Below are 218 nucleotides of genomic sequence, written 5' to 3'. Positions count from 1 at the left end.
AGACGGTGAAATAACTGCGTATGTGGTTTTCCACATCATACAGATTGGCTTCAAAGTCAATACTTGGATTGCGGTGGTGCTGATTGATTCTAATCTCCTGAAAATGCCACCCGCCACCTACATTTCCAAAAACAATGATATTTGGATATACCTCTTGCTCATACTGTATGTCCAAACGCCAACCGGTACCCACGTCAAAGTGCATATCGGCAATGGTA

General features: G+C 43.1%; 1 protein-coding gene. It reads right to left on the bottom strand.

Annotation, left to right across the window (positions count from 1 at the left end):
* A partial coding sequence (locus B9T16_RS29855; protein WP_410246512.1) for a hypothetical protein occupies window positions 1-218 on the bottom strand: 218 nt, incomplete at both ends.

The organism is Arthrospira sp. PCC 8006 (assembly GCF_046480465.1).
In the GTDB taxonomy this organism is placed as follows: domain Bacteria; phylum Cyanobacteriota; class Cyanobacteriia; order Cyanobacteriales; family Microcoleaceae; genus Limnospira; species Limnospira platensis.
This window is presented reverse-complemented; position numbering and strand designations above follow the sequence as displayed.